Origin of the sequence: Butyrivibrio sp. AE3003 (genome assembly GCF_000686065.1) — a bacterium.
Taxonomy (GTDB): domain Bacteria; phylum Bacillota; class Clostridia; order Lachnospirales; family Lachnospiraceae; genus Butyrivibrio; species Butyrivibrio hungatei_A.
The window spans coordinates 2,090,664-2,113,739 of record NZ_JMLX01000001.1 but is presented as its reverse complement, the minus strand read 5'-3'; the positions used below and the strand labels follow the sequence as shown (position 1 = coordinate 2,113,739).

At 39.5% G+C, this 23,076-nt stretch carries 21 protein-coding genes; 20 read left to right on the top strand and 1 reads right to left on the bottom strand.

The window, feature by feature from the left end:
- Positions 1-7: 7 nt before the first annotated feature.
- The 8 genes from CD00_RS17975 to CD00_RS0110075 all read left to right on the top strand — a co-directional run bounded on the left by CD00_RS17975 (position 8) and on the right by CD00_RS0110075 (position 6,722).
- The gene (locus CD00_RS17975) at positions 8-1,048 is read left to right on the top strand and encodes a 5'-3' exonuclease (protein ID WP_051594151.1); all 1,041 of its coding nucleotides are present in this window, start codon (positions 8-10) and stop codon (positions 1,046-1,048) included.
- Between the two features lie 94 nt (positions 1,049-1,142).
- The gene (locus CD00_RS0110105) at positions 1,143-1,868 is read left to right on the top strand and encodes a lysophospholipid acyltransferase family protein (protein ID WP_026655874.1); all 726 of its coding nucleotides are present in this window, start codon (positions 1,143-1,145) and stop codon (positions 1,866-1,868) included.
- Positions 1,869-1,885: 17 nt separating this feature from the next.
- Positions 1,886-2,068 (top strand): hypothetical protein, encoded by a 183-nt coding sequence (locus CD00_RS0110100; protein WP_026655873.1) that lies wholly within the window; start codon positions 1,886-1,888, stop codon positions 2,066-2,068.
- 80 nt (positions 2,069-2,148) lie between these two features.
- Positions 2,149-2,346: a DUF6465 family protein gene (locus tag CD00_RS0110095; RefSeq protein ID WP_026655872.1), complete on the top strand. Its 198-nt coding sequence runs from the start codon at positions 2,149-2,151 to the stop codon at positions 2,344-2,346.
- A 131-nt stretch (positions 2,347-2,477) separates the two neighbouring features.
- Positions 2,478-3,635, top strand: coding sequence for a glycosyltransferase family 4 protein (locus CD00_RS0110090; RefSeq protein ID WP_242827165.1), 1,158 nt, complete (start codon positions 2,478-2,480; stop codon positions 3,633-3,635).
- 45 nt (positions 3,636-3,680) lie between these two features.
- The gene (pseC, locus tag CD00_RS0110085) at positions 3,681-4,874 is read left to right on the top strand and encodes a UDP-4-amino-4,6-dideoxy-N-acetyl-beta-L-altrosamine transaminase (RefSeq protein WP_026655869.1); all 1,194 of its coding nucleotides are present in this window, start codon (positions 3,681-3,683) and stop codon (positions 4,872-4,874) included.
- A 134-nt stretch (positions 4,875-5,008) separates the two neighbouring features.
- Complete coding sequence (pseB, locus tag CD00_RS0110080; RefSeq protein ID WP_330370387.1) at positions 5,009-6,019, top strand: UDP-N-acetylglucosamine 4,6-dehydratase (inverting); 1,011 nt, start codon at positions 5,009-5,011, stop codon at positions 6,017-6,019.
- An 85-nt stretch (positions 6,020-6,104) separates the two neighbouring features.
- On the top strand, positions 6,105-6,722 hold the full coding sequence (locus tag CD00_RS0110075) for a superoxide dismutase (RefSeq protein ID WP_026655867.1): 618 nt from the start codon (positions 6,105-6,107) through the stop codon (positions 6,720-6,722).
- A gap of 8 nt (positions 6,723-6,730) precedes the next feature.
- On the opposite strand, the gene CD00_RS0110070 is transcribed toward CD00_RS0110075, so the two are convergent.
- Positions 6,731-7,510, bottom strand: a complete 780-nt coding sequence (locus CD00_RS0110070; protein WP_026655866.1) for a transposase — start codon at positions 7,508-7,510, stop codon at positions 6,731-6,733.
- Between the two features lie 133 nt (positions 7,511-7,643).
- Between CD00_RS0110070 and CD00_RS0110065 the strand changes: the two genes are divergently transcribed.
- The 12 genes from CD00_RS0110065 to CD00_RS20165 all read left to right on the top strand — a co-directional run bounded on the left by CD00_RS0110065 (position 7,644) and on the right by CD00_RS20165 (position 22,998).
- Entirely contained in the window at positions 7,644-8,846 is a 1,203-nt protein-coding gene (locus CD00_RS0110065) for a glycosyltransferase family 4 protein (protein ID WP_034462067.1), read from the top strand.
- 6 nt (positions 8,847-8,852) lie between these two features.
- Complete coding sequence (locus CD00_RS0110060; protein ID WP_026655863.1) at positions 8,853-9,959, top strand: glycosyltransferase family 4 protein; 1,107 nt, start codon at positions 8,853-8,855, stop codon at positions 9,957-9,959.
- 101 nt (positions 9,960-10,060) lie between these two features.
- Positions 10,061-11,215, top strand: coding sequence for a glycosyltransferase (locus CD00_RS0110055; RefSeq protein ID WP_026655862.1), 1,155 nt, complete (start codon positions 10,061-10,063; stop codon positions 11,213-11,215).
- Positions 11,202-12,092: a glycosyltransferase family 2 protein gene (locus CD00_RS0110050; RefSeq protein ID WP_026655861.1), complete on the top strand. Its 891-nt coding sequence runs from the start codon at positions 11,202-11,204 to the stop codon at positions 12,090-12,092. The genes CD00_RS0110055 and CD00_RS0110050 overlap by 14 nt, the downstream gene beginning before the upstream one ends.
- 16 nt (positions 12,093-12,108) lie before the next feature.
- Positions 12,109-13,572, top strand: a complete 1,464-nt coding sequence (locus CD00_RS0110045; RefSeq protein WP_026655860.1) for a flippase — start codon at positions 12,109-12,111, stop codon at positions 13,570-13,572.
- 1 nt (position 13,573) lies between these two features.
- Positions 13,574-14,857 (top strand): O-antigen ligase family protein, encoded by a 1,284-nt coding sequence (locus CD00_RS0110040; RefSeq protein ID WP_026655859.1) that lies wholly within the window; start codon positions 13,574-13,576, stop codon positions 14,855-14,857.
- A gap of 13 nt (positions 14,858-14,870) precedes the next feature.
- Positions 14,871-17,669 carry a membrane protein insertase YidC gene (gene yidC, locus CD00_RS0110035; RefSeq protein WP_026655858.1) on the top strand — a complete coding sequence of 933 codons (2,799 nt, stop codon included), beginning with the start codon at positions 14,871-14,873 and terminating at the stop codon, positions 17,667-17,669.
- A gap of 37 nt (positions 17,670-17,706) precedes the next feature.
- Entirely contained in the window at positions 17,707-18,945 is a 1,239-nt protein-coding gene (locus CD00_RS0110030; protein WP_026655856.1) for a CDP-glycerol glycerophosphotransferase family protein, read from the top strand.
- A gap of 15 nt (positions 18,946-18,960) precedes the next feature.
- Entirely contained in the window at positions 18,961-20,769 is a 1,809-nt protein-coding gene (locus CD00_RS0110025) for an aminotransferase class I/II-fold pyridoxal phosphate-dependent enzyme (protein WP_026655855.1), read from the top strand.
- Between the two features lie 96 nt (positions 20,770-20,865).
- Complete coding sequence (locus CD00_RS0110020) at positions 20,866-21,612, top strand: glycosyltransferase family 2 protein (RefSeq protein ID WP_026655854.1); 747 nt, start codon at positions 20,866-20,868, stop codon at positions 21,610-21,612.
- Between the two features lie 164 nt (positions 21,613-21,776).
- The gene (locus CD00_RS20170) at positions 21,777-22,370 is read left to right on the top strand and encodes a hypothetical protein (RefSeq protein WP_051594149.1); all 594 of its coding nucleotides are present in this window, start codon (positions 21,777-21,779) and stop codon (positions 22,368-22,370) included.
- A complete protein-coding gene (locus tag CD00_RS20165; RefSeq protein ID WP_185750434.1) occupies positions 22,357-22,998 on the top strand; it encodes a sugar transferase in 642 nt (213 codons plus the stop codon). The genes CD00_RS20170 and CD00_RS20165 overlap by 14 nt, the downstream gene beginning before the upstream one ends.
- Positions 22,999-23,076: the final 78 nt, after the last annotated feature.

Genomic DNA, 23,076 nt, shown 5'->3' with positions numbered 1-23,076 from the left:
AGATAGTATGAGTGATAACCAAAAATTTATTCTTATAGACGGAAGTTCCATGCTGGTTACAAACTATTACGGCAACCTTCCGAAGGCTCTTTTATTTGAAAAAGATCCTTTGAAAAAGGAAAAGCTCTTTTCACAGATAATGCATAATGACGCAGGGCAGTACACAAACGCTATGTACGGAATGATGCGTGCAATCCTTAAGATAATCAAGGAGCAGAAACCGACGCATATGATGTTTGCCTTTGATATGACGAGGGATACGTTCAGAAGGGAAAAGTACCCGGATTATAAAGGAAATCGCAGTGAGACGCCGGAGCCACTTAAGGAGCAGTTTGTGAATATGGAAAAGCTGCTTGAAGATATGGGATTCCAGGTTATGTATGACATGCAGTATGAGGCCGATGACATTGTCGGTAGCGTTGCCGCAAAGTTTGAGAAGGAGATACCTTCATATATCATCACCAAGGATCACGATTATCTTCAGCTTGTAAATGACTACACAAGAGTGTGGCTTATTCAGACCAAGCAGGAAACAGCTGATGAGCTCCTTAATAAGTATGGTGCGGAATACGGATTTAACAGTAAGATGGTGTCAATCCCCGATAAGGCGTTTGAAGTGACACCGCCTCTTTGCCTTTCGGAATATGGAGTTCGTCCTGAGCAGATTCCCGATCTTAAGGGCATTCAGGGTGATACAAGTGACAACATCCCGGGAGTTAAGGGCGTCAGCAGCGCGGCAATGCCGCTCCTTGCAAGATACGGAACGATGGAAAAAATCTATGAAGCGATCGAGGAGTGCAAGGATGCCAAGGAACAGAAGGCGCTTAACGCAATGTGGAAAGAAGAGCTTGGAATCACAAGGAGCCCTCTGAAAGCAATGATCCAGTACAAAGAGATGGCTCTTTTGTCCAAGGATCTGGCTACAATCAGAAGAGACTATGAGTTTGGAAAGTCTCTTGATGATTTCAAGATAAATATAGATGCAGACAAAGCGAAGAATGAGTTTGAAAAGTATGGGTTTAAGTCGTTAATAGATAAGATTATATGATACAATGAATATCATGATATAAGATACAGCGCAGTAATTCATGGAATTTGGTAAAAGATCTAGTCTTAAAAATTTACAGGAAAAGAACACACTGATGCGGAATTTTTATCACACAATCATAATCAATATTCACAGAATTATTTTTTATCTTATTAAGTCAAATATATGGCTTAGGCATATCGAGAGACATTCAGCAGAAGAGCGATATGCTCTTGCGAACGAGATGGTCACCCGGTCGAATAAGTCATCGGGGTACAAGACGATTGCTTACGGATACGAGAATCTTCCGAAAGAAGGCGGGTACATGCTCTATCCGAATCATCAGGGGAAGTACGACGTACTTGGAATTTTTAATACTCATAAGAGACCGGTCTCATTTGTGATGGATGAAAAGAGATCGCATCTGATATTGGTCTCGGAGTTTTTAAGGCTCGTTGAAGGTAAGACGATTGAGCTTAACGATCCGAGGCACACAATAACAGTTTTTAACGAGATGGCGGAAGAACTTAAGCAGGGCAGGAAGTTCATTCTTTTTCCGGAAGGCGGATACAAGGAAAACAACGGCAATGTAGTGGAGCCATTCAAAGCGGGAAGCTTTAAGGTCGCGTTGATGGCGAAAGTTCCGATTGTGCCCGTGGCGCTTGTTGATTCATACAAAGTGTACAACAGCGATCACGTTGGGCCTGTCACAACATATGTCTATTACCTTGATCCGATCTATTATGACGAATACAAGGACATGCGCAGTCACGAAATTGCGGCCATGGTTGAAAAGATCATAAAAGAAAAGATTGCGGAGCATCTTGCGAATAATAAATAAATCTTCCGGAGGTTGTAATGAACAAGCTATTTGCGGTTTTTGCGGCGCTTACCTTTATCGCCGGCGTTATCGTTTTTACTCACGGCGAGCTCAATAAGAACAGCGAGGATGAGCCCGAGACCTATAAGTGGATGAGGATATTCGGGGCGATATTAGCGCTCATCGCGATTGTATGTGCCATATTATGTAAAAGTATGTAACCTTTCGTATTTCTTTTTTATCATATTGGGTGTAAAATAATACGTAATTAAGAATACTTTTTATTGAGGGAGGGAATAAAATGGCGGCTACAAGTATCAAAACTAAGGTAGAAATTCAGTACTCAGATTTGACGATTACCGATGATCAGCTTGTTTCAAAGGCTAAGAAAGCCTATGGAAAAAAAGACATTAAGGACCTCAACATTTACGTTAAGCCCGAGGAGAAGATGGGATATTTTGTTGTAAACGGAAGTGACAACGGATGTTTCGACCTCTGATAGTAAGGCGAAGTAACAAGTATAACAGATAATTGATCGCAGACGGGAAGCTACGGTTTTTCGTCTGTTTTCTTTTGTGCAAAACATGGTATTATAATAGGGTTAAAGTGTAATCTTGGAAGGACAAACATTTGGGCAAAAAAAATATTTCAGATAAGCAGAAACTTAATATTGCCATGTTAGGGCATAAGAGAGTCCCTTCAAGAGAAGGTGGAGTAGAAGTTGTTGTAACCGAACTTTCTACGAGGATGGCAAAGCTGGGGCATAAAGTGACTTGCTACAACAGACTGGGACATCACGTCGCAGGTGAAGAATATGACTCTTTTACAGGCGATACATATGAGGGAGTAAGGCTTATCAATGTCCCTACAATCAACAGAAAAGGACTTGCCGCGGCGACGTCTTCGCTATTTGGCGCTATTAAAGTAGCTTTTGGAAAGTATGATGTAATTCATTTCCATGCAGAGGGGCCGTGTGCAACAATGTGGATTCCGAAGCTTATGGGGAAAAGGTGTGTGGCAACCGTTCACGGACTTGACCATCAAAGACAGAAGTGGAGCAGATTTGCCAGTGCTTATATAATGATGGGGGAAAAGAATGCTGTGAAATATGCAGATGAGATAATAGTCCTCAGCAGAAATGTGCAGAAGTATTTTCTTGACAGATATGGCAGAAATACTTTATACATTCCTAATGGAGTGAACAGGTCTGTTATTACCGAACCTAATAATATAAAGAAAAAGTTTGGCATAAGTAAAGATGAATATATCCTCTTTTTGGGACGTTTGGTTCCTGAGAAGGGAATAGAGTATCTGATAAAAGCATTTATGAAGCTTGATACGGACAAAAAACTTGTAGTTGCCGGAAGCAGCAGTGATACGCAGGAATTTGTTGACAGAATACATGAACTTGCGAGCAAAGATGATAGGATAATATTTACCGGATTTGTTCAGGGTAGAGTGTTATCCGAGCTTTTTAGTAACAGCTATGTTTATGTAATTCCGTCTGATCTTGAGGGAATGCCGCTTACGCTCCTTGAGGCTATGAGCTATGGAAATTGCTGCCTTACATCAGATATTCCGGAATGTATTGAAGTGTGCGGCGATAAGGCTGTTTCTTTTAGAAAAAGCGATATAAAGGATCTTAGGGATAAGTTAAAGATGCTTATTGATAATGAGGATATGGTTAAGAAATATCGCATTGAAGCGTCGGAATATGTCTGCGAACATTATAATTGGGATAAAATAGTCGATGAGACCATAAAGGTTTACAGAGGACTGAATATATAGAAATAACGTGCTTAGATGTGCGCTTATAAAGAAAGAAGGAACATAATGGAGAAACTTGCGATAAACGGAGGAACTCCGGTAAGAAAAGAAAAATTATATTACGGAAAACAGTGGATAGATGAAGATGATGTAAAGGCTGTGGCAGAAGCGCTTACAGATGACCTGATAACATGCGGCCCGCGCGTTGCGGCACTTGAGAAAAAACTCTGCGAAGTTACGGGGGCAAAATATGCTGTAGCAGTCAGCAACGGAACAGCGGCGCTTCACTGTGCATGCATCGCTGCAGGAATTGGCGCGGGAGATGAAGTTATAACATCACCTATCACATTTGCGGCATCTGCAAACTGTGCGGTATACGTAGGCGCAACACCTGTATTTGCAGATATTGATCCCGAGACTTATAACATAGATCCCGACAGCATAGAAGCTCATATAACGGATAAGACCAAGGCTGTGGTTGCGGTTGCTTATACGGGACAGTCTGTCGAGTATGACAGAATACAGAAAATCTGCGACAAGCACGGACTTATTCTTATAACAGATGCGGCTCATGCGATCGGAACTAAGTACAACGGACAGCCTGTAGGTTCTATAGGCGACATGACCTGCTTTAGCTTCCATCCCGTTAAGACAGTAACATCGGGTGAGGGCGGAGCAATAACAACCAACGATCCTGAATTATATAAGAAACTGAGACTTGCTTCGCAGCACGGAATCGTAAGAAATCCGGATGACCTTGTACATGAATCTGACGGAGCATGGTACTACGAGATGCAGGAGCTTGGCTTTAACTACAGACTTACGGATATTCAGTCGGCACTTCTTATCAGTCAGCTTGCTAAATTGAAGAAGTTCTCTGACAGAAGAAAAGAGATAGTAAATAAGTACAACGAAGCATTCAAGGATGTACCCGAGATAATCGTGCAGAAGGAAATTCCCGAATCCGATACGACAAGGCATCTTTATGTGATACAGCTTGATCTTGATAAGCTAAAGTGCACAAGAAGAGAGTTCTTTGATGCTCTTTCTGCTGAGAACGTTCAGCCGCAGGTTCATTATGTGCCGGTTTATTTCTTCCCGTTTTATGAGAAGAGGGGATATGAGAAAGGTCTTTGCCCCGAGGCTGAGAAGCTCTACAACGGAATGATGAGCATACCTCTTTATCCTCTTATGACTGACAGCGATGTGGATGACGTTATCACCGCAGTTAAGAAAGTTGTTGAGGGGTATAAAAAATAATAACGGAAATGTCCGCATAAGAAAGTAACGTAAAAATGTGGACAAGCTTTTATATAATGAATTAAAATGAGGTAGATGTTAAAAGAAATTTTGATATCTATAATTATAAAAAACAGTGATAAACGGAGATGTTTATGAAAAGTTCTATATTAGATAATAAGACGATATTGGTTACCGGAGGAACAGGTTCTTTTGGACACTGCTTCACACAGTACCTTCTTGAAAATTACAATCCCAAGAAGATCATCATCTACTCACGCGATGAGTACAAGCAGTTCACAATGGCAAACGAGCGCGTGTACAAAGAGAACGCCGACAAGATGAGATTTTTCATCGGTGATATCAGGGACGGAGCCAGATTCGAGAGAGCATGCGAGAACGTTGATTATGTTATCCATGCGGCAGCTCTTAAGCAGGTTCCCGCTTGCGAGTACAACCCTGATGAAGCTATCAAGACAAATATCGCCGGCGCGCAGAGCGTTATAAATGCGGCACTTAATACAGGTGTAAAAAGAGTTGTGGCTCTTTCTACAGACAAGGCTGTTAACCCCGTAAATCTTTACGGTGCGACCAAGATGGTATCAGATAAGCTCTTTATCGCAGCAAATGCATATTCGGGAGCTAAGGATGTCAACTTCTCAATCGTAAGATACGGTAATGTTGCAGGAAGCAGAGGTTCTATCATTCCTTTCTTCAAAGAGCTCATTGCAAAGGGAGAAAAAGAGCTTCCTATCACGGATTACAGAATGACACGTTTCTGGATCAGCCTTCCCGAGGGTGTTGAGCTTGTTCTCAAGGCACTTGCAGAGGCTAAGGGTGGCGAGACATTCATCAGTAAGATTCCTTCATTTAACGTAAAAGATCTTGCTGAAGCTATGTGCCCCGGAATCAAGACTGTTGAAGTCGGAATCAGACCCGGCGAGAAGCTTGATGAGATAATGGTTACAACAGAGGATGCACCTTTCACTTATGAGTACGACAAGCACTTCATCGTATATCCTCAGGTTGTATTTAACGAGAGACAGGTACCCGACCTTTCAGGAAAGAAAGTTGCAGACGGTTTCTACTACAGCTCGGGAAATAACACAGAGTGGATGTCTGTTGACGAGATTAGAAGAAGACTTCCGGAAGCTGTAGATCATTGAGAGGCTTTCAAATAATAACTTAGGAAATACCGATCTTACCGGTGTTTCCTCGTATATATATGCATATGCAGAAAGGAGAACCACCATGTACGAACAGATTAAATTACCCTATGCTACAAATGCTCTTGAACCTTTCATTGACCAACTTACCGTTGAGACTCATCACGGTAAGCACCACGCTACTTATACCAAGACTTTTAATGAACTTGCGGAAAAAGCAGGCATGAGTAATCTCAGTGCGGAGGAGCTCCTTGCATCACTCGATAAAGTTTCGGATGAAACTTTAAGAAAAGGCCTCAGAAATCAGGGCGGCGGTTATTATAATCATAACCTTTATTTTGAGATGTTCTCACCAAGCCCTGCCAAAGCTCCTTCAGGAAAACTTGCAGAGGAAATCGACAAGACTTTCGGTAGCCTCGATGCGCTTAAAGAAGAGCTTTCAAAGGCGGCAGCAGGACAGTTCGGATCAGGCTGGGCATGGCTTTCAACCGATAAGAGCGGAAAGCTTACAGTTTCTGCTTCGCCTAACCAGGACAATCCTATAAGCGAGGGCAAGGGACTTATCCCCATTGTGGCGCTTGATGTCTGGGAGCATGCTTACTATCTTAAGTACAAGAATTTGAGACCTGATTATATCAAGGCATTCTTCGAGATTCTTGATTGGAGTAAGGTTTCGGAGAGATACAACAAAGTGGTCTTCTAGGGACGGGGTTAGTGGACCATTTTGCAGATTCGTTTTACGGTAGTTCCTGAGACATCCATGATTCGGGCAACTTGCTTGATTGTAAGTCCGTTTTGCCTTAATTTACGGATATATTCATTTCTTTTTACTTTCTCAAGGTTAGCTACAGCAGATGTTGATGAAAGGTTGGTCACTGACTTAAATATATCTAATGCCTTTTCATCTGTAAGATAATGATTTATTTCACGATGATCATTTGAGAATAGAGTATTATCGGGAGCTGCAGTTTCTTTTGCAAAATAATGAAGTAAAAAATCCTTTGAGCCGGCGATGTTATAAGCGAATGACACGTTGACCAAAGGATTTTTTTCACCATAAAAGGCATTAATACTGCTCCAACGGTATTCTGAGGCGTAACGGCACATATTTGCTTTGACAGGATTGTTGTGTATGTAGATAAGTGCAGATAGAAAAGCTCTTTCGTTTGGAATCACCGAGCTATAGAAACGTTCTTGGAAAAGATGACCGCTACGAGAATATTTGTTATTGTACCAACGGACAAATCTGGATCCAAGACTCTGGAAGAAACCGGCAAGTTTGTCGTTGGGAGCGGAAAGTAATATATGGATATGATTATCCATGATGCAGTAGGCATATATATCAATATCGTATTTCTTTTTACAATCTGATAAAACGAAAAGAAATTTTTGGTAATCGGAATTTTCTTCGAATATAATATGCTGATTGACAGAACGAAGTATGATATGATATATGCCAGTTGAACTCAAGATTCTGGGTTTTCTTGGCATAAAATACTCCTATAAGATTAAATAAAAGAATTTCAAAATATTTGACTTTGAGATTATATATTTATTGAGAGGAAATTACAATATGTATTTGAAAAATGGACCACAAACCCCGTCCCCTAGGACCAAAATACTTATGGTCAATAAATTCCTTCATCCAAACGGAGGATCTGAAACATATATATTTAAGCTTGGCGAAGCACTTGTCAAGATGGGGCATGAAGTCCAGTACTTTGGTATGGAGCATGAAGGAAGATGTGTAGGAAATGCGGTAAATGCCTATACTTCTGATATGGACTTCCATGGAGGCAGTAAACTCAGCAAACTTACGTATCCTATCAAGACAATATACAGCACAGAAGCGAGAAAAAAGATAAGGCTTGTTCTTGACGATTTCAAGCCGGATGTTGTACATCTGAACAACTTTAATTATCAGCTTACACCATCGGTAATTCTTGAAGTTGTTAAGTGGAGAAAAGAAAACTCAAAGGAATGTAAGATTATCTTTACAGCTCATGATTATCAACTCCTTTGCCCGAATCATATGTTTAATAATCCGCAAACTCACGAAAATTGTGAGAAATGTGTTGGGGGACATTTTTCAAATTGCATAAAAGGAAGATGTATTCACGGCTCTGCAGTAAAGTCTGTAGTGGGAGCAATGGAAGCGTATTTCTGGAAATATAAGGGGACATATAAGTATATCGATAAGATAATCTGTTGCTCGGAGTTTATGAAGATAAAGATGGACACCAACCCGGTATTTGCAGGGAAGACTGTTGCTATGCATAATTTCATAACACATGCAGAAAAGACAGTAGTGACCGATAAAGTGATAGAAGACAGATATGTACTCTATTTTGGAAGATTTTCCATGGAAAAAGGCATTAAAACGCTTATAAAAGCTTGCGAGGATCTTTCAGATATAAACTTTATTTTTGCCGGAAGCGGTGAATACGCGGATGATATTGAGAAGCTTCCCAATGGTAGAAATTTAGGATTTAAGACAGGGGAAGAGCTCGATGAACTGATAAGAAACGCGGAATTTACGGTATATCCATCGGAATGGTATGAAAATTGTCCGTTTTCTGTGATGGAGAGTCAGGAACGGCTGGTACCCGTAGTCGGTGCAAATATAGGAGGCATTCCGGAGCTTGTAGAGGATGAAAAGACGGGAAAGCTGTTTACAAGCGGAAATGCCAAAGAACTTGCTGATGTCATAAGAAAACTATGGGAAACGCCTGAGGAATTGAATAAATATAGAGAAAACCTCAGAAAGTTAAAGCGGCTTGATGCTGATGAATATGCGCTTAAAATGATTGATAAATATGGAGAATAACAGTTTATGAAAGTATTATTTCTTCCAAACTGGGAGGTTATGAGGTGTAATGAGGCACCAAAAGATAAGCAACCACCCGATTATTATGAAAAGGGCAAAGAATACTGGTTTTTTAGATATTTTGAGAAAAAACCTGAAGTGGATATTATTGATGTTTCATCAGCAAAGTGGATACAGAATATAGAAAAAAACAAGATAAGATTTTATGTGATTCAAGCATTAAAGGCTATTCCCAGGCTTAATAAGTATGATCTTATTATTTCACATGGGATGCAGAGTGGTGTCGTTATAAGCCTCTGGAGAAGGCTGTTTAGGACAAAATCAAAGCACATTGTTTTTGATATAGGTGCATTTAATAGTGCAGCAGAGAGTGGCGCTGCGCTTAAGCTTATGCAATTTGCCAGCAGGTCAATCGACGGCTTTATTTATCATACAAGTAGCCAGATAAGATACTACGAGAAGTTTTTTCCGTGGATTGTTGATAAGGCGCAGTTTATAAGGTTCGGTACTGATGCTGAATATTTTTCCGAAGAAAAAAGTGAGTTGATAGAGACTAATGCATCAAGAGAAGAAGATAAAGGTTTGGACGGAGTACCATACTGTATCTGTGTCGGCTATTCCAAGAGAGACTGGGATACGGTAATCAAGGCATTTGAGCTTAGCAATCCTGCTAATCTCAAGCTTCTGCTTGTAGGGCATGTTGAAGAAAGATATAAAGATATAGCTAATGTTGAACAAATGGGTTTTGTTTCAATTAGTGAGCTAAAAAAACTGATTATAGGTGCAAGGTTTGGCATCCTTCCGTTAAAGTCATATAATTATTCATACGGACAAATGACACTTCTTCAGCAGATGGCTATGGGAAAGTGCGTGATTGCATCTCGTGTGCCGAGTCTTGTGGATTACTATGAGGAAGGTGTAACTGCGATTTCTTATGAGCCGGAGAATGCGGAAGAGCTTGCTGATACTATCAAGCGTGTAAACTCAAATGGTCTTATGCGTAATGAGATTGGTAAAAAGGCTGCCGAGTATGTGAAGAATATAAGTAATGAATGTACAATGGCAAAGGAAATAGAGTTTTTTTTTGGAAAAAATGTAAGAAAAAGTTTGTAAATATCGTATTTATGTAAGGGCATTTGTAGCATGCCCTTTTGTTGTGTATAATAGAACAGCTGAATAGAGTGTTGCTAAAACGTTTTAAGGAACTATTATTTATGAAGAAAACATTGTTTCTTTCAACTGCATGGGCGCTTCCGGAGATGTGCGGAGCCAAGTTTCTGACCAGATTCAGACGTGACGTTTTTAAGAACGTTTGCGGCGAGAATGAGGTTGACGTATTGGTTGCATATTGGAAGAATAATGAGACTACGCATGAAACTGACGTGTACTATGAATGTACATTCAAGAATATGCCTCAGCAGTTAATGAATCTTGCACACGGAAATGTACATTTTATTAGTGATGCATATAATAAAAGAGTTCTTGAAATGATAGAACAGAACGGATACGAGCTTGTTGTTTATGATGATGCGGCTTTTGGTAAACTTTCGGGCTGCATAAAGAAGAAGTATCCCGATATTATTCAGATTGCTCTGTACCACGGAGTGGAGAAGCAGTTTGCTAAGAGTATGTACAGTGCTTCAATAAAGAACAGGTTAAGGTTCTACCAGTACAATGCTCTCATTCGCTCAGAGCGGAGACAGGCCGGTATTGTTGATGCCAATATCATGCTCAACAATCGTGATGCAGACAATTTTTTCAAATATAACGGTGTTAAGGCGAAAGCTCTTTTGCCCATCGGATATATAGATACATCCAAGGCTACGGATACTGTAGCGGAACTTGAGGATGACAAGACGGCGCTTTTGTTTGTGGGAAGCCATTACCTTCCGAATGTGGAGGGGGCAAAGTGGTTTGCAACTAACGTGATGCCGCGGATTAAGGAAAAATGTCATCTTTATGTTGTAGGATTTGGCATGGAAGAATATGCAAATGATCCGGATTTTTCAGGAGAAAGCATAACTATAGTAGGAACCGTTGACGACCTTGCTCCGTGGTATAAGGCTGCGGATATTGTTATAGGCCCCATTCTTCGTGGTGACGGCATGAAGACCAAGACCGCAGAGGCGCTTATGTATGGCAAGTTCTTTATCGGAACAACAGAAGCGCTTATCGGATATGACATGATTAAGGGATGTGAGTGCAATACACCGGATGAATTCGAGAGCAGGATAGCCTCGCATATAGCCGGACCGCACAAGAAATACTACGAAGAACAGAGACAGCTCTACGAGCGTTACTACTCGTATGAAGCCGCAACGGATACTATAAGGGAACTCCTTGAGGAATTAAAAAGTGAACGAGAATAAGAAAAGTATATATACCATAATTCTAAACTATAACAATTATGATGATACGGTTAATTGTATAAACAGCTTTGATGCTATAACGGCGTTTGACGTTAAAATCATACTTGTTGATAATGCTTCGGAAAAAGAATGTGTGGAAAAGCTCGATAGATTTGTTTCCGAAAAGAATGGTATCACTTTTATTAAGAATACTGAGAACCTTGGCTATGCGGCCGGTAATAATATCGGAATAAAAGAAGCCATAGGCAGGGGGGCAGAGTATCTGGCAATAGTTAATAACGATGTGGTTGTAAATGAGGATTCTTTTACAGCGAGTATTGATATACTAAATGATAAGAAAGTTGCTTTTGCGGGACCGGCAATTTTACAATATGGTACAGGTAAGATACAGTACACAGGCGGCAATATTGATTTTTGGAAGCTCCTTACTCCGCATCTTAATGAAGGCCTTGAGTATCATAAATCCGCAGATATTGTGGAATGCGACTATGTAGGCGGAGCATGTATGCTCTTTAGGGCGGAAATAATAGATGTACTTGGATATATACCGGAAGATTATTTCCTTTTCTGGGAAGAGACCGAGTGGTGCGCCAAGGCCCGCAATATGGGATACAAATGTATTTGTACATTCGATGGATGTGTGAATCACAAAGGTTCGGTCACGATACGCAAGGTTAAAGGCCTCGAATCCTACTATTTTGAGAGAAACAGAGTGATGTTTTCGCTTAGGAATGACAAGAACGTATTTAGGAAAATCGGCGCAATCATAAGGGTCTATATGGAAGCTTTTGCGAAAGGAATATTGAGAGACAGAGTGTTCTTTAGCTATTTTCCGTATTATGCGGACGGATTAAGAGGAAGAGATAGATTAAGATAGGATGTAGATTGGTTTGATGGGCAATAAATCACTTAAGAAGAATGCTTTTTACAATATTATAAGGAGTATGTTATCTTTTATATTTCCACTGATAACATATCCGTACATCACTACTATTTTGATACCGGACGATCTTGGAAAGGTGACTTTTTCAATATCGGTAGTATCGTATTTTATGTTACTTGCGGTTTTTGGAATGGGAACATACGCAATCAAAGAGTGTGCTCCTCTCAGTGGTAATAAGAAAGCTATAAATGAAAGAGCATCCGAGTTTTTTACATTTAACATGATTACGGCAGCTATTTCCTTTGTGCTACTATTGCTTGCCATGCTTTTTGTCAAAAAGTTTCATTCCTATACATTACTTCTTCTTATTCAGTCGCTGCAGATTATTTTCAGCGTGATCAGTGTGGAATGGGTCAACGTAGTATACGAAGATTACAAGTATACTACGATCAGGTTTCTTATTATTGATATTATCAACCTGCTCATTCTTTTTCTTTTTGTCAAAAAATCCTCTGATTATTACATTTATGCATTTATAACTATCAATACTTATATTTGTATGTCTGTTACCAATATGCTGTATTGTAGGAGATATGTGGATCTAAAGGTCAAAAAAGATCTTGATTTTATGGGCCACGTACGCAAAGCACTGCCCTTTTTTATAAACGATCTCAGTGTCGCTATTTATATAGGGGCTGATACGACGATGATCGGATTTCTTACCGGAGATAAGAATGATTACTGCAACGGAATATATTCGGTTGCGGTAAAGATATATACTGTTGTAAAAAATGTATTTGTTGCTATATTCTCAGTTACCGTATATAGGCTTACTGCTTGTATTGCAAAGAAAAATTATGACGAATATTATAAAGTATTAAATGGAGTGACTTCGTATTTTATTTTACTTGCATTTCCTGCAGTGACAGGGATGATAGTTTATGCCGATTACATATGTATGATATTTGGAAACGGAAAATACCTGGAGGCGGCTCCGTCGCTCAGGCTCTTGGCAATAGCACTTTTGTTTGCGGTATTTGGCGGAATTGCCACAAGATGTATAAACGTTCCTCTCGGATACGAGGTCGTTAATACCAAGGTGACGCTGATAGTGGCAATAGAAAATGTACTTCTCAATATTCCTTTTATTATTATCTTTGCAGAAAGAGGTGCGGCATTTACAACAGCGCTTGCGGAGTTTACGGTACTCTTTTTGTGTGCTTTAAAGCTAAAAAAGGAACATGTAAAATTACCGGGACTTATTAATCTCAAACACATAAGAGATGCAATTATCGGATGTGTGTGGATATGCGCGACATATGTAATAGTAGGCAGGATAGAGGCGTTCTATCTTGTCAGGATGATAATCGGAATAGCGATGTCGGTTGTTGGATATGCATTTGTGCTGTTCGCAATGAGAAATGATATTTTTATAGATATAGTAGAAAGTAAACTTCATCTGAGGAGTAAGTAAGATGATAAAAGGTATTATGGAGACGGATAAATTCAATAGATTTGTGGACGTATTGGCAGCCATTACGATTCCGTATATTTTTATATTAAGTATCTTGTGGAATTACGGAATGTTCCATAAATTATTTAAGTTTTCGCTTCTGTTTTTTACAGTGATTTGGCTGACTGAATGCATTAGAAAAAGGAAAAATATTTCAATCCCTAAGATTAGTAAGTTTATATCGGCGGTAATGCTGATCATTGTGAGTACAAGTACGATAAGCACATTTATCCTTATTCTAAAAGATGAGATGTATGATACCGAATGGATATATTTTGTATATGTTGATGCAGTAGTATTTTTGATATCAATGCTTCTTTATGCCTGCAGGAGAGATAAATTTGAATTTGGTTTGAGAATATCGTCTATGTTTGTTCTGGCGACAGGAGTATGGGGAAACATAGACTATATAATCAGGTTTATTATGTATAATCCGACATATGATGATCTTGCGACCAGAGAGTGGAGGATATCTTCGATATATCAGAATCCCATTCCTGCGGGACATATAGTTCTTATGTTTTTATGGATACCTTTTTCATTTAAATATAATGAACTTAGTAAAAAGAAAAAAACAATAGATGCGGTTATAAGAGCTGTAGTCTATGTGCCGTTTATAGTGGCAACAGGATCCAGGAGTGTGTGGATGGGATTGATTTTTTCTGTGCTTGCTTGGATGGCGGTTTGCAGAGAAGAACTCTTGGCTGATTGGAAGCTTTTATCAAAGAATATCAGGATTGGTTTATCTGTGCTTGCTGCTTTGGTTGCAGGTCTTGGAATACCGTTTGCCATTAAGTCGGTTGCACCAAGATTTTCGAATTTTTCGAAAGCACAGGCTTATGTTGTCAGGTCAAGTTATTTTAGGTATACCCTTGAGAGTGTTGCGGAAAGCAGTGTGCTCAGGATACTATTTGGACATGGATCCGGAAGTTGCAGAAAAATGATAGCGGAATCTCCTTGCTATGTTGAACCGTATAATATCTGCGATAACGGATATCTATCAATGCTCTACGAGTGGGGAATTTTAGCTATAGTAGCAGTGATTGTTATAGACATATTTATTTTTAAGCATATAATTAAGGCTGCTAAGGATAAAAAAAGAAATATAGCCGTATCGTGTGCGTATGCAGTTGTTTCATGTGTTTTTCCGTTGTTCTTCTATGAGGCACAGATGTGGCTTATGGTCGCTGTTTTAATGGCGATATTTGTGGCAGGAGGAATAAGTCCACAAAGTGAAGGAGAATGAAGGAAGTTAAGCTATGACTATATCACAGATTATTTACACAGTAATATTGGGGCCTCTTGAACTATTATTTGATACTGTTTATGCAATAGCGGTAGGTACCACACATAATCCGGGGCTGTCTTTGATATTCTTAAGTCTTACGATCAACCTGTTGGTGCTTCCGCTTTATAGAAGAGCGGATGCAATGCAGGAAGAAGAGAGGCAGCAGTCTATAAAGTTAAAACCCGGAATCGATCAGATAAGAAAGGCGTTTAAGGGTGATGAACGTTTTATGATCTTACAGACGTATTATCGCCAGAATAATTACAAGCCTTATTACGCTCTTAAAGGATCACTCTCACTTCTTTTGGAGATACCGTTCTTTATAGCGGCGTATCACTATCTTTCACATTTAAACGTGTTACAGGGAGCAAAATTTGGTCCCATAGGTGACTTGGGAGCACCGGATAATCTGATAGTACTGGGAGGCATTAGCATACATCTGCTACCCGTACTTATGACTCTTATCAATATTGTGTCGGGTGCAATCTACACAAAAGGAATGCCACTTAAGAGCAAGATACAATTGTATGGTATGGCTTTGATTTTTTTGGTGCTTCTGTATGATTCACCGGCAGGACTGGTATTCTATTGGACACTTAATAACTTGTTTTCTCTTATAAAAAATATTTTCTACAAGTTGACCAATCCCAAGAAAGTTATAGGGATTCTTTGCTCAATCGTTGGAATTGCAATACTGATCTCGGGATTGATTTATTTTACCGGCATCAGAAGAAAGGTGCTTACTGTGCTTGTAGCAGCCGCATTGCAGCTTCCTTTGTTTAAGAAACGCATAAAGATATTAAATAAAGAATCCGGTGAGAAGACTGATAATATATCTGCAGATACTGCTAAAACAATTTTCTTTGCATGCAGTGTATTTATGGCTTTATTGGTGGGAGTTCTGATTCCATCTGCGATATTGAGTACGTCAACTGCGGAATTTGTTGAGATGAAAGCATATCATTCGCCGCTCACTTATCTTGTTCGTGCTGCAGCTATGTCAGTCGGGCTGTTTCTGGTCTGGGTTGTGATCTTCTATAAGCTTGCATCGGAGAAGGCTCAGAAGAAATTTGGTATGGCTTTTGTGATCGTGATGCTGTGTGCTGTTGTAGAGTACATGTTCTTTGGCAAAGGCTACGGTAACATATCACCGCTACTTAGATACGATGTTACTATCGAGATCATGCCAAAAGAGTATCTGATCAATCTTGCTGTACTTGCGGTTGTGGCTGCTATCGGATACATGATATGGAAAAAGGGCAAAGGAGAGCTGATCAAAGCGATTTGCATTATCGGCTGTCTTGCCATAACTGCCATGTCTGTAATGAATATTAATAAGATACGTACAACCTCTGCAGAACTTGAGAAACTTGCTATGCAGAATAAGGAGAAAGATAACAGTAAGATTCCTGAGTTTACACTCAGCAAGAATGGCAAGAATGTAGTTGTGCTTCTGATTGATAGAGCAATAAGCGCATATGTGCCTTATATGCTTGCAGAAAAGCCTGAGCTGCAGGAGCAATTTGCAGGATTTACATATTATCCCAATTCTTTATCTTTTGGTATGTGTACCAATGCAGGTGCACCGCCGATTTACGGAGGATATGAATATACTCCTAAGGAAATGCAGAACAGAGCAGATGAGCCACTGAAGGACAAGCACAACGAAGCTCTTTTGGTGATGCCTGAGATTTTTTGCAATAACGGATACAAAGTTACAATCTGTGATCCGCCGTATGCTAATTATCAGTGGGTATCGGATCTTAGTATGTTTGATAAATATGAAGGCCTGAATGTTTTTGATACTTTTGGGTACTTTGATGATGAAGAGACGGAAAGAATAGAGAATAAGGAGCAAGTTATAAACAGGAATCTCTTTTGTTATTCTCTGTTTAGGATAACTCCCGTATTCCTGCATAAAGAGGTTTACGATGACGGAAATTACAACTACGCCGATCATTATGCCGATAAAGGCAATGATGAGGAACTTAGTTATAATTATATTCCGGAAGATCAGTATAGAAGTACAGGTGTGAGAGGTGATTTCTTAAAGGCTTACAATGTACTTAAGAACATGCCTGTTATGACTAATGTCAGTGATTCTGACGAGAATACATTTTTATCTTTTTATAATACTACAACACACGAAGTAATGATGCTTCAGGAACCTGAGTATGAGGCAAGAAATGTTGTTGACAATACCGGGTATGAAGCGGAATATGGCGTAAGAACAGCACCGGGGCGCAAAGATCTGCAAATGACATCGGTAGCACAGATGGAGCATTATCAGTGCGATATGGCTGCATTTATACAGCTTGGTAACTGGTTTGACTATTTAAGGGAGAACGGTGTTTGGGACAATACAAGGATTATTATTGTGGCAGATCACGGATATCCTATAGGACTTGAGAAAGTATTGATGGATCAAGGTGACGAAGTAAAACCGGCTGAAGAGTATGAAGATGCAACGGCTGTCAATCCGCTTCTTATGATCAAGGATTTTGGAAGTAATGAGTATTCTGTAAGTGATACCTTCATGACAAATGCGGATGTTCCGTCAGAAGCTTTTAAGGGAATCATAGACAATCCTGTCAATCCGTTTACGGGAAAGCCTATAGATGAATCGGGAAAAGAAGCAGATGAGATATATTGCATGCTTTCTGAATGGGATATAGACAAGAATCATGGAAATATATTTAAAGATCCAATCTGGTTTACATTGAAAAACAAGTATATGTTTGATGAAAACAACTGGTCATTTAATAAATAACGGATTGGAGTTGCAATAAAGAAAGAGAGAAACAGACATGCTTTTATTTATGTATATTGACCCCGGAACGGGGAGCATGCTTTTTACAATACTAATCGGCGTGTTGAGTGCCGGATACTATTTTCTTCGAAATCTACTTATGAAGATGAAGTTCGTTTTTTCAGGCGGAAAAGTGAAGGAACAGGATGAAAGTCATATACCGTATGCAATTTTTACTGACAGTAAGAGATATCTGACTATATTTAAGCCAATCTGTGATGAGATGGAAAAGCGCGGAGAGAAGCTTGTATATCTTACTGCCGAAGAGGACGATCCGCTTCTAAAAGAAAACTATGAGAATGTTCGTACCGAATTTCTTGGTGAAGGCAACAGGGCTTATGCAAGAATGAATATGCTTAAGGCTGATGTGGTATTATCCACAACACCGGGACTTGATGTATATCAGTGGAAGAGATCGAGAGATGTAAAGTGGTATGCTCATGTTCTTCATGCGGCAGGCGATGTTACCATGTACCGTATGTTTGGAATTGATTACTATGATGCAATGCTTCTTAGTGGTGAATTTCAGATCAAGCAGGTGCGAGACCTTGAAGCTTTGCGCGGATTACCTGAGAAGGAAGCGAAGCTTGTGGGCATTCCTCATATGGATGCACTCAGAGAGAGATTATTGCAGGCGGGATCTGCGCCGGATCATGAGACTACAATTCTTCTTGCGCCCTCATGGGGACCAAGCTCAATATTGAATAAATACGGCAAGAAGATGATTGACGAGCTTATCGCTACAGGTTATAAGGTAATAATTAGACCACATCCTCAGACATTTGTTTCCGAGAAGGATATGATAGAGCCTTTGATGAAGGCATATCCGGAGACAGATAAACTTGTATGGGACAGAAACATCGATAATTTTGATACACTTAATCAGTCGGATATTCTGATATCGGATTTCTCGGGAGTTGTGCTTGACTATGCTCTTGTATTTGACAGGCCGGTGATCTGCGCCGAGACTTCTTTTGACAATGGAATCTATGATTCATGGTGGCTCGGTGAAAGGGAATGGATCTTTGAAACTCTGGATAAGATCGGAGTAAAGCTCACACCTGATAATATGGACAATATAAAAGAGCTTGTTGAAAAGGCTCTTACTGATACAAAGCTTAAAGAGGGACGTGATAAGGCAAGAGCCGAGTCATGGGCAAATATGGGTAAATCCGTAGGAAGTATCGTGGATTATATGATAGAAAAACGCAAAGAACTTAATGAGAATGTTGGCTGATTTGGAGGAAGATAGATGCAGGCAATAATATTAGCGGCAGGAATGGGAAAAAGACTCAAGGAACTTACACAAAACAATACCAAGTGTATGGTAAAAGTCAATGGAGAGACACTGATTGAGAGATTGCTTCACCAACTTGATAAAGTTAATTTATCCCGTGTAATAATTGTTGTCGGCTATAAAGGACAGAAACTTATCGAATATATAAATACCCTTGGCATAACAACGCCTATCACATTTGTGGATAATCCGATATATGATAAGACTAACAATATTTATTCTCTTTCTCTTGCAAAAGATTATATGAGAGAAGATGATACCCTTTTGTTTGAGTCGGATATCATTTTTGAAGATAGGATCCTTACAAGCCTTATGGAAGATCAAAGAGAGACACTTGCTCTTGTTGATGAATATAAGCCTTGGATGGACGGAACGTGCCTTAGGCTTGATGAGAATGACAAGATAATTGATTTTATCTCGGGCAAAAAATTTGATTTCACAAATACTAAAGGTTGCTATAAGACTGTAAACATATACAAATTCAGCAAGCATTTTGCTGATAAGCAGTACATTCCTTTTCTGGATGCATATCAGGAAGCGCTTGGCGTAAATGAGTATTATGAACAGGTACTCAGAGTAATAACCATGCTGGATGGAGCAGAGATCGTAGGTAAGAGACTTGAAGGCGAGAAGTGGTATGAGATTGATGATGAGCAGGATCTTGATATAGCAGAGACGTTGTTTGACAGGGATCCCGCCGATAGAGTAATGAGACTTGAAGAGCGCTACGGCGGATATTGGAGATTCCCTGAACTTGTGGATTTCTGTTATCTTGTTAACCCTTACTATCCGCCAAAGAAGATGCGTGATGAGCTCAAAGCTTCGTTTGACGTATTGCTTACTCAGTATCCTTCGGGAATGCGAGTAAATTCTTTGCTTGCTGCCAAGAACTTCGGTGTCCACAGAGAGAATATTGTTGTTGGAAACGGAGCAGCTGAGCTTATTAAGGCACTTATGGAATCAATTGAGGGTAAGATAGGAATAATCCGCCCGACCTTTGAAGAGTATCCAAACAGATATGACAAGAATGAAGTTGTAGCATATAGGCCTGAGAATGGTGAATTCAGATATTCGGCAGATGACCTTGTGGAGTTCTTTGGTGACAAGGATATATCAACTCTTATACTGATCAATCCCGATAACCCTTCGGGAAATTATATTGATGAAGACGGAATAAAGAAGTTGATCGAATGGACGGCGAAGAAAGGAATAAGATTTGTTCTTGATGAGTCATTCGTTGATTTTGCGGATGACAGTACAACCTATATCGATCAGAATATTCTTGTGAACAATAAGCATCTCTTTGTGGTAAAGAGTATATCAAAGTCTTACGGAGTTCCGGGATTAAGGCTCGGAGTTCTTGCTTCGGGAGATAACGAAATAATTGATAGTATTAAGAAAGCGGTTTCTATTTGGAACATAAACTCTTTTGCTGAGTTCTACATGCAGATTCAGGAGAAATATAAGAAAGACTATGCTCTTGCGCTTGAGCAGTTTAAGGCAGAGAGAAAGCGCTTTTTAAGCGAACTTTCGAAGATAGATTTCATAGAAGTAATACCTACACAGGCCAATTATTTTATGATAAAGATAAAAGATAAGTACAATGCTCAGGAACTTACCAATATATTTGCTGACAGATACGGAATCCTTATTAAGGATCTTACGGCGAAAGTTGGAGATAAATACATTCGTATAGCCATAAGGAATAAAGAAGATAATGATAGGCTCTGTGCGGCGCTTAAAGAATTGCAGCAGTTATCTTGATAATAACAATTTTACTTGCATTATCAGGCATTTGTTTTACGGCGTCACATATTGTAAAATGAGCAGTATAATAAATTGTAGGATATTTCAGGATAGATGGATATAAAATTCAGTATCGTTACCCCTGTTTATAACGGGGCTAAAACTGTAGCAAGGACAATCGAATCTGTGCTTGGTCAAAGTGTTGCTCCGAGTGAATATTTTGTGATAGACGGTGACAGCAGTGACGGAACGCTTGAAATTGCAAGGAGCTATGCCAAGAGCTTTGAGGAAAAGGGGATTTATTACGAAATAGTTTCTGAAAAGGACAACGGCATATATGATGCAATGAATAAGGGCATAAAGCGTTGTTCCGGGGATTTCATAGGAATAATCAATTCAGATGACTGGTATGAAACAGATGCTATAGAAGTTATGGCAGAGCTCTATGATAAAGAACATTTTGATATGGCTTATGCGGATATAAGGATGCATAACGGAGATGGGACATTTATAAAAAGAGCTTCAAATCCAAAGATAGTGACGTCAAGAACCTGGAATCATCCGACTCAGTTCGTGAGTTCTGAAATATATAGCAGGAAGTTGTACAAGAACGAGACTGTTTTTGATGATCTTGATATGCTGTTATGGATTCATAAAAATAATTATAAGATTTCTACGGTGAACAGAGTGCTGGCCAATTTTACAATGGGAGGAGCCAGCAATAATGAAAAGCGTCTCGGTGAAGTAATAAAAAGAATAAGGACAAAAGGGGATATTTACAGGAATAACGGATATTCATCATTATATGTAATAGACGCTGCCGTGATCGAGATTGCGAAAATGATATTGGGAAAGACTTGAGGAAGGTATGAAAAAGGCAAAGATTCAGAACAGATATATATATAGATGGCTTTGCACCGTATTGTTGTGTTTTCTTGCAACAGTGATGTTTTTTTGCCGTTTGGCTCGAATTTGTTATTGACCATAACCAGACATCTAACCTCACTGGTTGGGGGAACCTGGGGATGGCAGCAGGTATATACATTGTGTTGTATTACATAATCGGCAGAGCGCTTAAGGCATACGGTATCGGTGTTTACAGAAAAGCCAATCTTCTGGCATCGCAGGTAATGACTATTTTTGTCGTGGATGTTATTGAACTTTTTATTTCATGTGCCATAACAGGGCAGTTCAGATTCTTTCCGCAGTTCTTGTGGAGATACCTTTTGCTTGGAATTGTACAGAGCGTAGTTATAATTTTTCTTATCATCTTTCTCGTTGATCTGTATAGGAAATTATTTAAGCCTCAGCAGATACTTGAGGTCTACGGGGGCGATTCCTGTGAGAATACGGAGTTCATGAATACCAGGCCGGATAAGTATCATATAGTAGATTCTATAAGTGTTGATGTCGGTTTGGAAGAGATTGTGTCAATGCTTAACAAGTATGAAGCTATACTCCTTAATGATATTCCATCGGAGGACAAGAACGATATACTCAAGGAATGTTTCAGAATAGGTAAAAGAGTATATTTTACACCGAAAATCTCGGATATCATCGGGAAAAACTCCGAAGATATCAATTTGTTTGATACACCGCTTTTTTTTGTGCAGAAATAGTGGGATAAGCGGTGGGCAGCGTATTTTAAAGCGGGTGTTTGACCTGTTCTTTTCGATACTTGCGCTTATTGTACTTAGTCCGATTTTTGTACTTGTTGCTGTTGCAATAAAGCTTGAAGACAGAGGGCCGGTCTTTTATAAGCAGGACAGAGTTACCATAGGAGGTAAGGTATTCGGAATAGTAAAGTTCAGATCTATGATAGAAGATGCCGAGAAGGATGGTAAGCCAATCCCGGCAGGAGAAGATGACAATCGTATTACAAAAGTCGGACGTTTTATCAGAGCGACAAGAATAGATGAACTTCCGCAGCTTATAAATATTATTGTGGGTGATATGTCAATTGTGGGCCCAAGACCTGAGAGAGTTGAGCATGTTGAGAAATATACTCAGGATATCCCTGAGTTTGCGTTCAGACTTAAGGTAAAGGGTGGACTTACCGGAGTTGCACAGGTGTTTGGTAAGTATAATACCAGTCCGCTAAATAAGCTTAAGATGGATCTGTATTACATAACCAACTATTCGCTTCTCTTGGACTTACAGATTATATTTGAGACGGTTAAGATACTTGTGCAGAAAGAGAGTACAGAAGGATTCTCTAAGGAAAAACAGGAAGAAATGCACGAATAAAAAGATGTATAGAAAAAGCACTTCATTAAGATGGATTTTGGTGAAGTGCTTTTGGTTTTGAATCAGGAATCTGAATGA